We start from the raw sequence: 11,489 nt of genomic DNA on the forward strand, positions 1-11,489 counted from the left end.
CTATGCTCCTTCTTCCTGCAACGGGCCTTCAAGCCAGTCGACCTTGTTCATCTTGCGCACCAATACGAATTCATCGCGGTTGGAGCCCACCGTGCCGTAGTAATTGAAGCCGTAGGCCAGCTGGGCGTAGCCGCCGATCATGTGCGTCGGCTTGGGCACGGCGCGCGTCACCGAGTTGTGGATGCCGCCACGCTTGCCCGTCATCTCCGCGCCGGGCACGTTGATGACCTTTTCCTGGGCGTGGTACATCATCGTCATGCCGGCCGGGATGCGCTGGCTGACGATGGCGCGCGCCGTCAGGCTGCCATTGACGTTGAAGACCTCGATCCAGTCGTTGTCGACGATGCCGGCCGTTTTCGCGTCCGTCTCCGACAGCCACACGTGCGGTCCGCCACGCGACAGGGTCAGCATGCGCAAGTTGTCGGAATACGTGGAGTGGATGCCCCACTTCTGGTGCGGTGTCAAAAAGTTCAGCGCCAGTTCCTTGTTGCCATTCGGCTTGCTACCCAGCAGCGCTTGCGTCGTCTTGGTGTTGATGGCCGGCTTGTACACGCACAGGCCTTCGCCGAAATCGCGCATCCACAGGTGATCCTGATAGAACTGCTGGCGGCCCGTCAGCGTGCGCCATGGGATCAGTTCATGCACGTTGGTATAGCCTGCCGTGTAGCTGACTTCTTCACTTTCCAGGCCCGACCAGGTAGGCGAAGAGATGATCTTGCGCGGCTGCGCCTGCACGTCGCGGAAGCGGATGCTGTCATGCTCGCGCGGCAGCGCCAAGTGCGTATGCTCGCGTCCCGTGATCTTTGAGAGCGCGGCCCAGGCCTTGACGGCCACGTGACCATTCGTTTCCGGCGCCAGCGTCAGTATCATTTCCGCAGCATCGATGGCCGTGTCCAGGCGCGGCTGGCCCTTCGACACGCCTTCGTCAAGCACCGTGCGGTTAATGCAGCGCAATACCTCGACTTCATGCCCCGTTTTCCAGGAAATACCCTTGCCGCCGTTGCCGATGTTTTCCAGCAGCGGTCCGATCGAGCTGAACTTCTTGTACACGTCGCGGTAATTACGCTCCACTACCGTCATGTTCGGCATGGTCTTGCCCGGGATGGCGTCGCATTCTCCGGCACGCCAATCCTTGGGATCGAAAGGCTGGCCAAGCTCTCCCGGCGTATCGTGCATCAGCGGCGTGAGGATGATGTCTTGCTGGGTACCGAGCAGTTCGCCGCCGATTTCCGAGAATTTCGCGGCAATGCCCTTGTAGATTTCCCAGTCCGACTTCGATTGCCACAATGGCTGCACGGCTTCGGACAGCGGGTGGATGAAGGGGTGCATGTCCGAGGTGTTCAAGTCATCCTTTTCATACCAGGTAGCCGTCGGCAGTACCACGTCGCCATACAGGCAGGTGGTCGACATGCGGAAGTCCAGCACCACCAGCAAATCGAGCTTGCCTTCGGCGGCGGGACGCACTTTCACCTGTTTCGGCGTGATGCAGTCGTCTTCGTCGCTAAGCAAGCCATTCTGCGTGCCCAGCAAGTACTTCAGGAAGTACTCATGGCCCTTGCCCGAGCTGCCCAGGATATTCGAGCGCCAGACGAACATATTGCGTGGGAAGTTGGCCGGATTGTCCGGGTCGTCGCAGGAAAACTGCAGCTGCCCCGCCTTGATCTGGTCGAGCGCATACGCCGCTGGCGCCTGCCCTGCCGCCTTGGCGGCCTTGGCCACTTCCAGCGGATTGGTTTGCAGCTGCGGCGCCGATGGCAGCCAGCCCATGCGCTCGGCCTTGGCGTTGTAGTCGAGCAGGGTCAGCTCTCCCGTGCCGCCGGCCGCCGATGGCGAGGCAATGTCGCCCGTTTCCAGCTTTTCGTGGCGCCATTGGCTGGTGTGCGCATAGAAAAACGAGGTGCCGTTCATCTGGCGCATCGGGCGTACCCAATCCTGGGCGAAGGCCAGCGGCGTCCAGCCTGTTTGCGGACGCAGTTTTTCCTGGCCCACGTAATGCGCCCAACCGCCGCCGGACTGGCCGATACAGCCGCACATCATCAGCATGTTGATGATGCCGCGATAGGTCATGTCCATGTGGTACCAGTGATTCAGGCCGGCGCCCACGATGACCATGCTCTTGCCGCGCGTCTGGTCTGCGTTTTGCGCAAACTGGCGCGCCACGGTGATGACGTCGGCGCGTTTCACGCCCGTGTGCTTCTCCTGCCATGCGGGAGTGTAAGGCACGTCGTCGTCATAGCTTTCGGCCACGTTTTCGCCACCGAGGCCACGGTCGATGCCGTAGTTGGCCAGGGTCAGGTCGAACACGGTGGTGACCAGGGCGGTCGTGCCATCGGCCAGGCGGATGCTTTTCACCGGCACCCTGCGCAGCAGCATATCGGCTGCATCCTTGCCACCGAAGTAGGCGAAGCCCACTTCCATGACCGCGTCGCTATCGTTGATCATGGACAGCATCGGCACGATAGCTGCGCCGCTACCGCCGGCCTTTTGTTCCAGGTTCCACTTGCCCGACTCGCCCCAGCGAAAGCCGATCGAGTCGGCCGGCGCCGTGATGGTGCCCGTGCTTGCGTCGACGACCAGGGTTTTCCATTCGGGATTATTGGTCTCGTCGAGGTTGTTATCGAGGTGCGAAGCGCGCAGGAAGTAGTCGGGCACCAGGGTGCCGTTATGCTCCTTGAGCAGCACCAGCATGGGAAAGTCCGTGTACTGGCGCGCATAGTCGCGGAAATAGGCGCTCTGGCCTTCCGAGTGGAATTCCTTGAGAATGACGTGGCCCATGGCCAGCGCCAGCGCGGCGTCCGTGCCCTGCTTGGGGGCCAGCCAAATGTCGCCGAACTTCACCATTTCGCCATAATCGGGCGAGATGGCGACGGTTTTCGTGCCCTTGTAGCGCACTTCCGTGTAAAAGTGGGCATCCGGGGTGCGCGTCATCGGCACGTTCGAGCCCCACACCATCAAATAGGTCGAGTTGTACCAGTCAGCCGATTCCGGCACGTCCGTCTGCTCGCCCCACACTTGCGGGCTGGCCGGCGGCAAGTCGCAATACCAGTCGTAGAAGCTCAGGGCCACGCCACCGATCAGCGACAGGTAGCGCGTGCCGGCGGCATAGCTGACCATGGACATGGCGGGAATCGGCGAAAAGCCGACGATGCGGTCCGGGCCGTATTTCTTGATCGTCAGCGCATTCGCGGCGGCGATGATTTCATTCGATTCGTCCCAGGTGGCGCGCACAAAGCCGCCCAGGCCGCGGATGGATTTGTATTGCTGCGAGCGCACGGGGTCCTGGCTGATCCAGTCCCAGGCCGTGACTGGGTCCATGGTCTTGCGCGCTTCGCGCCACATTTCCATCAGGCGGCCGCGCACCATCGGGTATTTCACGCGCTGCGCCGAATACACGTACCAGGAATAGCTGGCGCCGCGCGGGCAGCCGCGCGGTTCGTGGTTGGGCAGGTCGGGCCGCGTGCGCGGATAATCGGTTTGCTGGGTTTCCCAGGTGATCAGGCCATTCTTGACGTACACCTTCCAGCTGCATGAGCCGGTGCAGTTCACGCCATGCGTGGAACGCACGATCTTGTCGTGCTGCCAGCGCTGGCGATAGGCGTTTTCCCAGGTTCGGTCTTCATCGACCACGGTGCCATGGCCGTTGGAAAACGGCTCGGCGGGCTTGCTGAAAAATTTAAGGCGGTCCAGAAAGTGACTCATGCTACCTCCACATTACGCCGCAGACAGCGGCGCCAAGTCTTAAAAAACGCTGCCAGCACGATGGCTCGAGCGTCGATGCAAACAGTCTATCGATGCGTCCTGCGCGGCGGTATTGGCAAGAAGTCGGTTTCCCGCACCAGGAATGCATAGGCAGGTAGTCACTATTGCCTATGGGCGCCTCAGGCCTGCTGCGGTATACCTGTCGCCATCGTTCAACCAGGAGAAAAACCATGAGCATTACCGATTACGCCAGCCTGCTGCGCAGCGCCGGCCAGCAGGAACAGCCGCAACGCTTGCTGTTTACCTTTACCCAGGCGCAGGACCAGCCGGGCGGCCAGGGCAAGTCGCTCACGCCCGTGATGTGCGCCGACAAGCTGCCCGATGAACTGGGCAGCTTCGAGACATTGATAGAGGAATCGAGGCAGATGCAGACGCACTGGGACGTGGTCTTCGTAGCAGGATTGGCGGGGCGCGACGGCCAGCCGCCCGCCGCGCAGGACTGCGAGGTGCCCCTGCGCGCCATGGTGACGGCCATCGAGCAAGGCCGCATCGACAGCCTGCTGGCGTTTGATCGCAGCGGCGACCTGTTACGCTTTAACTGAATCCGGCCAAGGGCGCTCGTGCAGATGACGCGCCCGTTCGATTGGGCAAACCAGCGGCAAGAACTGCTGCTGGCGCGCCGAATACGCCATCAGTGCCCCGCTGTCGATGTCAAAATACCAGCCATGCAGTTTTAAGAGCCCCTGCTCCACCCGGCGCTTCAGCCAAGGGTAGGTCAGCAAGTTATCCAGCGACTGCAGGATGCTGGCCAGCTCGCACGCATGGTGCTGCTCTTGCGAAGAGCGGTGCGCCAGCTCGCGCCGCACGCGCTGCGCCACCGGTTCGGCAATGCGCATCCATTGGACCACGAAGTCCGTTTCCTGTCCTTGCGCGCACGGCTGCGGTTCCAGCAGCGCGCGGATGCCGCCGCAACGCGCATGTCCGAGCACGATGACCCTGGCCACTTCAAGCTTGCAGACGGCGAACTCGATGGCCGAACTGACGCCAGGCGGCGCGTCGGGCGTGCATGGCGGCACCAGGTTGGCGATATTGCGCACGACGAACATGTCGCCCGGGTCGCTGCCCGTCAGCAGCATCGGATCGACGCGCGAATCGCAGCAGCCTATGAGCAAGGTCGTGGGCCGCTGGCCGTCGCGCAGGCTGTCATACAAGGTCTGCGGCTCGCTGAAGTACTGCTGCTGAAACAAGCTGAAGCCGTTGACGAATTTTTCCAGTTCTTCCATCACATACTCTCATTTCCTGAACACCTGGCAAGAACGACTTGCCAGGCGTTCTAACTAGCAAGGCATCGGTGCGTTCTTGCGGGCGTAGCAGCACCAGGTAATGGCGATGCAGCTCACATAAAAACCGATGAAACACCATAAGGCCGCGTCGGGGCTACCCGTCAGCGCAATCGAGGTGCCATAACTTTTCGGGATGAAGAAGGCACCGTAGGCCGCCACGGCCGATGTGAAGCCAAGAACCGCCGCACCTTCCTTGTTGGCGTCAACGATGGCTTGCTCCTGCGCCGCCTTGCCTTTGCCGGCGGCCGCGCGCTGGTGCTCCGTCAAGAAGATCACGGGGATCATGCGGAAGGTCGACGCATTGCCGATGCCCGTGCCGGCGAACAGCAGCATGAACATCCAGAAGAAGCCGCTGAAGCTTCCACCCACGCCAGCTTGCGGCATGAAGTACAGCACGCCCAGCACGGCAACGATCATCAGCAGGAAAGACCACAGGGTGACACGGGCGCCGCCCAGTTTATCGGAAATCACGCCGCCGGCCACGCGCGCCAGCGCGCCCACCAAGGGGCCCAGGAAGGCGTAATCGAGGGGATTGACGTCAGGGAACTGGATCTTGATCAGCAGTGGGAACGCGGCCGAATAACCGATAAAGGAACCGAAGGTGCCCGTGTACAGCCAGCACATCAGCCAGTTGTGCTTGCGCTTGAAGATCACTGCCTGTTCAGAAAACGACGCCTTGGCCGAGGCCAGGTCATTCATGCCAAACCAGGCCAGCAAGGTACTCAGGGCGATGAATGGCACCCAGATGAAGCCCGCGTTTTGCAGCCACATGTCCTTGCTCACGCCATTTTTGAGCCAGGTCAGCGAATCACCGCCCCAGGCGCCGAAGACGGCGAAAGTGATTACCAGCGGCACCACAAACTGCACCACCGACACGCCCAGGTTGCCCAGGCCCGCATTCATGCCCAGCGCGAAGCCCTTGCTCGCCTTCGGATAGAAGAAGCTGATGTTGGCCATCGACGAGGCGAAATTGCCGCCGCCGAAGCCGCACAGCAACGCCAGGATCAGCATGGTCGGATAGCCGGTGTGCACATCTTGCACGGCCAGGCCGATGCCGATGGCGGGAATCAGCAAGGAGCCCGTGGAAATGGCCGTCCAGCGGCGGCCCCCGAAGATCGGCACCATGAACGAATAAAAGATGCGCAAGGTGGCGCCGGACAGGCCCGGCAAGGCCGTCAGCCAGAACAGTTGGTTGTTACTATAGGTAAAACCGATGTTGGGCAGATTGACCACCACCACGCTCCACACCATCCACACGGCGAACGCCAGCAGCAGCGCGGGAATCGAAATCCACAGATTGCGCGCGGCCGTGGCCTTGCCCGTGTTTTGCCAGAAGCTCGGGCTTTCCGGCTCCCACGTATTGATCATGTAGCGGCTCATTGGTTTGCTCACAGCGTTACTCCTACAGGTTGAGGGAAAGTCGCTGCACGCAGCGGCTTGAACGAGAAATACATCCAGACAAGCGATACGCAGACGGTGCCGTACAGGAGCATGAAGGCGCTCGAACGCACACCGGTGAGGTCCACCAGGGCGCCGAACATCACGGGCAGAATGAAGCCGCCGAGACCGCCGGCCAGGCCCACCACGCCAGAGACGGCGCCGATATTGTCGGAAAAGTCGTCGCCGATGAACTTGAAGACGGAGGCCTTGCCCACGGCCATGGCGATGCCGACGATGAACAGCAGCGCGGTAAACCATAGAGGCGACAGGCCGATGTGGATAGCCAGCGGCCCCGTCACGGTCTCGATCACCATCTGCGTTTGCGGATACGACAGCAGGAAGAAGCACACCCAGCACACCCACATCACGGCCCAGGTGACTTTCGCCGCACCATATTTATCGGAGATCCAGCCGCCAAATGCGCGCAACACGCCGCCCGGCAGCGAGAAGCAGGCAGCGAGCAGCGCCGCGTGCTTCAGGTCGTAGCCATATTCGGCCACGTAATACTTCGTCATCCACAGCGCCAGCGCCACATAGCCACCAAACACCACCGAGTAGTACTGGCAATAGCGCCAAACGCGCGGGTCCTTCAGCACCTTCATCTGCGCCGCAAAGCTTTCGCCCGATGGCGCCAAGTGCGATTTGTCCGTGTACGAAAACAGCCAGAAAACGATGGCCGTGGCCAGCATGGCTAGCGCATACACCTTGGGCAGCATTTGCCAGCCGAAGGCGGCGACGATGCCCGGCGCGACGAACTTGGTCAGCGCGGAACCGGAGTTGCCGGCGCCGAAAATACCCATCGCCAGGCCGCGACGCTCCTTCTCGTACCAGCGTGCCACATAGGGCGTACCGACCGAGAAGGAGCCGCCCGCCAGCCCGACGAACATGCCCAGCAAGAGAAAGTGCCAGTACGCGCTGGCGTAGGAAATCAAGTAGATCGGCACCACGCTGGCCAGCATCAGCAAGAAGAAGACGCGGCGTCCGCCGTATTTGTCCGTCCAGATGCCCAGCGGTACGCGCACGAGGGAGCCCGTCAGCACGGGCATGGCGGCCAGCAGGCCGAATTGCGTTTCCGTCAAGCCCAGGCTGGTCTTGATGGGAATACCGAGTACGGCAAACATCATCCATACCGCGAAGCAGATCGTAAACGCGAAGGTACTGCTGATCAGCACGCACGCCTGCTTGCGCCGCATGCCCGGCTCGACTGCCTTGTTACTACTGTTGTTCTTAGTGCCATCTAGGGTAGCCACGATGTTTCTCCATGAATGCACTGGCCGTCTGGCCAGCCGTCCCGACCAGCTTACGTGGCGCAGGCGAAAGGCACTATCGGCCACAGGGTGATTATGGAAAGGCAATCTGGATAGCCGCATCGGCAAAAGTGACTAGATGGCGCGGTGCGGGCCTAGGCTGGATGGCGGGCGTTTTACAAAAGGACGCGTTTTTGGCACACTCGGCGCCTGCAGAACAGGCACGAAACAGAGCAGATCATCACCCGCGTGGCCCGGCATGGCGTCCCGACATATGGCGCGGCGCGCCAAAGGCGGCTATGCTGTCGCCACCATCAATCAACGCCCCCGACATCACGCATGGACTATCTGAGCCTCAAGCATTTCCACATGGGCTGCGCCGTCGCCAGCGGCTTTCTTTTCCTCTTGCGCGGCGCCTGGATGCTGCGCGCCTCGCCCGCCTTGCAACAGCGCTGGGTAAAAATTCTACCGCATCTGGTCGACACGGCCTTGCTGGCCAGCGCCATCGCCCTGGCCGTATGGAGCGGCCAGTCGCCCGGCAGCCAGCCCTGGCTGGCTGCCAAGCTGTGCGCGCTGCTGGGCTACATCGTGCTGGGCACGATCGCTTTGAAGCGGGGCAAGACGCCGGCCGTGCGCGGCGCCGCCTTTGCCGGTGCCATACTGCTGTTTGCCTACATCGTCGGCGTGGCTGTCACCAAGCAGGCCTGGCCACTGTCGTAGCAAGCGTGAGCGTCAGAAGATAGAGCGCAGGGCAAGGCACGAAGCACGAAGCACGAGTTAGCGGCCAATATCGAACAAAGTTTCGAACCGAGCTTCGCGCGCTGTTTCGAGCAGAATCGCGGGCGCCTCGGGATCGGGCGCACTGAACGGGCAAGCCGGCCACTCACTGACTATCGCGGCATCGAGGCGATGGTGGGCAAGCGGCCGGGCTGAGGGCGCTTATTGCATCGGCAAGGCATTCACATCAACGACAGGCATCTGGCCTGTCGCGGGCCGCGTGAAATTCTGATCGGTTTTCACGTAAGCGGCAAAGAAGCCGCCGTTATGCAGGTAAAACTTGCCGTTTTCCAGGCCGCCCGCATAATCCATGCGCTGCGCATTGGTGGCCGTGGCGTCGCCCGTGAAGCGCCCTGCCGTCACTTCGGACCAGGCGCCAGCGCTACTCCTTGCCCACTGGTTACCGAACTGAACGCGGCGCTCCATGTAGCCGTTCGTGTCGATGAAGTTTTCGAGGAAGGAATGCACGCCCGTCAGGTAGGTGGAAATGGCCGGGAGCTTCCAGGTAGCGATATAGCGCCACCGGCCCGTTTCCGGCGCGAAGAACCAGGCCGAATATTCGCTGCTACCCTTGCCGTCGGGCCGCGCGCGGGTGATGAAGCGGTACGTGGTGCCGGCTGCCCAGTTATACGACAGGTAGGTCTGCCCGCCAGTGCCCTCGCCGCCAAAGGCATTGTCGGTCACGCCGGCGCCCTTGCTGACCAGGGTGGTTTTCGCGCCATTGTCGGCATCCCAGACGGAAAACAATATCCAGCGCTCGCTTGGCGACTTCACCTGGATGCCCAAGTAGCCCTGGCCAAAACCGTTGGCCATGAAGTAGGAGCCGATGGCATCCTGGCCCACGGGTATCGTCATCTCATTGTAAAAATACTCGGTATTGGCCGGCACCGTGTAGCCCATGTGCACGGACGGCCCGCGCCGCGACCAGTAGTAATTTTCCGTATCGTCGGCATAATTGAGCGTGGCGCCTGCTGTCACCTTCAGCGCGGCGACCTCGCCAAAGGTGGCCTTGGCGCGCGTCAGTCCCTGCAATTCCACCTTCACATAGCCGGCCGTCGGCACGTTCACCGTGCCCACCGCGTAAGTCTTGCGTGCCTTGTCGGTCAGCTTGACGTCGAACGACTTGCCGTTGATCTTTACGCGCACGGTGCTGCTGCCGCCATCGGCCAGGCTGGCATCGAGCGCCACCTGAACGGAGCCTGCTCCGGAGACGCGGAAATACGTGCTGGCGACGGCATCCGGATTGCTCCAGCCAGTCAAGCCTTGCTCAGTAATGTCGGCGCCGTCCTCACCTCTGGTGATATAGGCATTACCAGCCAGGGCCACCGTCACTGGCACGGCCGTGCTGCTGGCCAGCAAGGCCGTGCCGTCCGTGGTGGCGGTGGGGGCGGTGCCGCCGCACGCTGCCAGCAGCAGGGACATGGCGGAAAGGACTGCATAGCGTAATGAACTTCTGTGTTTCATCAACATCTCCTCGTGGTGCGGCGCGCAACGGACACAAAAAGGCCTGCAGCGAGCGCCGCGGTTTAAAAAACAAACGGGTAAAAAAACCCGCTACGGCACCAGGTGCGGTAGCGGGTTGTGCCGGCTTAGTACTTGCCGTCGAGCGCGAAGATCGGCTGGCGCGCTTTCCACTGGCCGCCCGTAAAGTCAGGGAAGTCCAGGGTCTGGAAGTTGGCGGCGATCGATTGCTCGGACAGCGGCGTGATGGCGCTCCAGGTCACCGCATCGTAAATATCGATCGGCATCGGCGCATTCGCCTTGAGCGCTTCGACAAAGGCGTGGATGACGAAGAAGTCCATGCCGCCATGACCCGCGCCTTCGGCCTGCGCCGCATATTTGCGCCATAACGGGTGCTCATACTTGTCCTGGTAGGCCTGGAAGTCATCCCACTCGTGCGCCTTGCTGACACCTTCGATGTGGATAGCATTGTTCAGGTCCATCCACAGGCCGTCCGTACCTTGCACGCGGAAGCCCAGCGAATACGGACGCGGCAAGCTGGTATCGTGCTGCAAGATGATGGTTTCGCCGTTTTCGCACGCCAGCGTGGTGGTAACGATATCGCCGAGCTTGAACTTCACCTTGGCGTTCGCATGCTGCGCGCCGCCCGGCTGCTTGACAATGTAGTCGTGCAAGCCGCGCGCCTTGCTGGCAAAGGCGTTGATGCGCGTAAAACGGTTGCCGCGATTGATGTTTGTATACATGGCGCAGGGGCCGATGCCATGGCTCGGGTACAATTCGCCATTGCGCTCGACCGAGTGCTGCGTGCGCCAATGGGCCTCGGACCAGCCTTTTTCGCCGAATTCCACACCGCCGCCGTACGGCTTGCCCGGATTGCCGCTGTTGAATTTGACGGCGCGCAGGTCATGCTGGTAGCCGCCCTGCAGGTGCAGCAGTTCGCCGAACAGGCCGGCGCGCACCATCTGCAACGCAGCCATCACATCGCGGCGGTAGCATACGTTTTCCAGCAACATGTACGGCGTGCCCGTCTTCAGCTGGGTATTGAGCACATCCCAGTGGTCTTGCAGGGTAATGCCAGCGACTACTTCGCATCCGACGGCAATCTTCGCCTGCATGGCGGCGATCGCCATGAGCGCGTGGAATTCCCACGGCGTGGCGATGATCACGCCATCGAGGCCGCCGGCGTCGAGCATGCGCTTGTACGCTTTCTGGTCGCGCTCTTCGCCATAGGTGCGCGGACGCGGCTTGCCGGCTTTGGCCACCTGGCCCAGCGCGTGTTTCAGCATGATCGGGTCGATATCGCACAGGGCAACGACTTCCACGTCATCGCGGCGCACCAGTTCGGCCAGCAGCACCTGGCCGCGCATGCCTGTGCCGATCAGGCCAAGACGAACCTTGTCGCGGCCGGTGGCGGTGGCGGCGTTGGCGGCGCCAGGCAGCAATGTGCTGCCGGCCATGGCGCTGCCGGCCAGCGCGGCGCTGGCGGACAGGAAATTGCGTCGATTGATTTGTATTGTCATTC

8 protein-coding genes are annotated in these 11,489 nt (G+C 61.8%); 2 read left to right on the plus strand and 6 right to left on the minus strand.

Annotation, left to right across the window (positions count from 1 at the left end; translation table 11 throughout):
* The gene (locus H4V96_RS11755) at nt 1–3,699 is read right to left on the minus strand and encodes a nitrate reductase subunit alpha (RefSeq protein ID WP_196855135.1); all 3,699 of its coding nucleotides are present in this window, start codon (nt 3,697–3,699) and stop codon (nt 1–3) included.
* A gap of 230 nt (nt 3,700–3,929) precedes the next feature.
* Here H4V96_RS11755 and H4V96_RS11760 point away from each other — a divergent pair, with 230 nt between their 5' ends.
* Nucleotides 3,930–4,301, plus strand: coding sequence for a ribonucleotide reductase subunit alpha (locus H4V96_RS11760; RefSeq protein ID WP_196855134.1), 372 nt, complete (start codon nt 3,930–3,932; stop codon nt 4,299–4,301).
* Here the strand turns inward: H4V96_RS11760 and H4V96_RS11765 are convergent.
* Genes H4V96_RS11765 through H4V96_RS11775 form a run of 3 tightly spaced genes read right to left on the minus strand, consistent with a single transcriptional unit; the run spans nt 4,287 to nt 7,675 of the window.
* Nucleotides 4,287–4,982 (minus strand): carbonic anhydrase, encoded by a 696-nt coding sequence (locus tag H4V96_RS11765; RefSeq protein WP_280720947.1) that lies wholly within the window; start codon nt 4,980–4,982, stop codon nt 4,287–4,289. The two genes, H4V96_RS11760 and H4V96_RS11765, sit on opposite strands and share 15 nt — an antisense overlap.
* Nucleotides 4,983–5,036: 54 nt before the next feature.
* On the minus strand, nt 5,037–6,422 hold the full coding sequence (locus H4V96_RS11770; protein WP_010398575.1) for a NarK family nitrate/nitrite MFS transporter: 1,386 nt from the start codon (nt 6,420–6,422) through the stop codon (nt 5,037–5,039).
* Between the two features lie 8 nt (nt 6,423–6,430).
* Nucleotides 6,431–7,675: a nitrate/nitrite transporter gene (locus tag H4V96_RS11775; protein ID WP_010398577.1), complete on the minus strand. Its 1,245-nt coding sequence runs from the start codon at nt 7,673–7,675 to the stop codon at nt 6,431–6,433.
* 393 nt (nt 7,676–8,068) lie between these two features.
* On the opposite strand from H4V96_RS11775, the gene H4V96_RS11780 reads away from it, so the two are divergent.
* Nucleotides 8,069–8,449 carry a SirB2 family protein gene (locus tag H4V96_RS11780; RefSeq protein WP_196855132.1) on the plus strand — a complete coding sequence of 127 codons (381 nt, stop codon included), beginning with the start codon at nt 8,069–8,071 and terminating at the stop codon, nt 8,447–8,449.
* A 219-nt stretch (nt 8,450–8,668) separates the two neighbouring features.
* Here the strand turns inward: H4V96_RS11780 and H4V96_RS11785 are convergent, their stop codons facing one another.
* Both H4V96_RS11785 and H4V96_RS11790 read right to left on the minus strand, forming a co-directional pair.
* Nucleotides 8,669–9,970 carry a DUF5077 domain-containing protein gene (locus tag H4V96_RS11785; RefSeq protein ID WP_280720948.1) on the minus strand — a complete coding sequence of 434 codons (1,302 nt, stop codon included), beginning with the start codon at nt 9,968–9,970 and terminating at the stop codon, nt 8,669–8,671.
* 125 nt (nt 9,971–10,095) lie between these two features.
* Nucleotides 10,096–11,487, minus strand: coding sequence for a Gfo/Idh/MocA family oxidoreductase (locus H4V96_RS11790; RefSeq protein WP_196855131.1), 1,392 nt, complete (start codon nt 11,485–11,487; stop codon nt 10,096–10,098).
* Nucleotides 11,488–11,489: the final 2 nt, after the last annotated feature.

Origin of the sequence: Janthinobacterium sp. CG_23.4 (assembly GCF_029892305.1) — a bacterium.
Taxonomy (GTDB): Bacteria; Pseudomonadota; Gammaproteobacteria; order Burkholderiales; family Burkholderiaceae_D; genus Janthinobacterium; species Janthinobacterium lividum_D.

Bases quoted from the DNA above. Each gene is read 5' to 3' on its own strand.
- H4V96_RS11755 (WP_196855135.1), bottom strand. From the start codon at position 3,699: ATGAGTCACTTTCTGGACCGCCTTAAATTTTTCAGCAAGCCCGCCGAG.
- H4V96_RS11760 (WP_196855134.1), top strand. From the start codon at position 3,930: ATGAGCATTACCGATTACGCCAGCCTGCTGCGCAGCGCCGGCCAGCAG.
- H4V96_RS11765 (WP_280720947.1), bottom strand. From the start codon at position 4,982: ATGGAAGAACTGGAAAAATTCGTCAACGGCTTCAGCTTGTTTCAGCAG.
- H4V96_RS11770 (WP_010398575.1), bottom strand. From the start codon at position 6,422: ATGAGCCGCTACATGATCAATACGTGGGAGCCGGAAAGCCCGAGCTTC.
- H4V96_RS11775 (WP_010398577.1), bottom strand. From the start codon at position 7,675: ATGCGGCGCAAGCAGGCGTGCGTGCTGATCAGCAGTACCTTCGCGTTT.
- H4V96_RS11780 (WP_196855132.1), top strand. From the start codon at position 8,069: ATGGACTATCTGAGCCTCAAGCATTTCCACATGGGCTGCGCCGTCGCC.
- H4V96_RS11785 (WP_280720948.1), bottom strand. From the start codon at position 9,970: ATGAAACACAGAAGTTCATTACGCTATGCAGTCCTTTCCGCCATGTCC.
- H4V96_RS11790 (WP_196855131.1), bottom strand. From the start codon at position 11,487: ATGACAATACAAATCAATCGACGCAATTTCCTGTCCGCCAGCGCCGCG.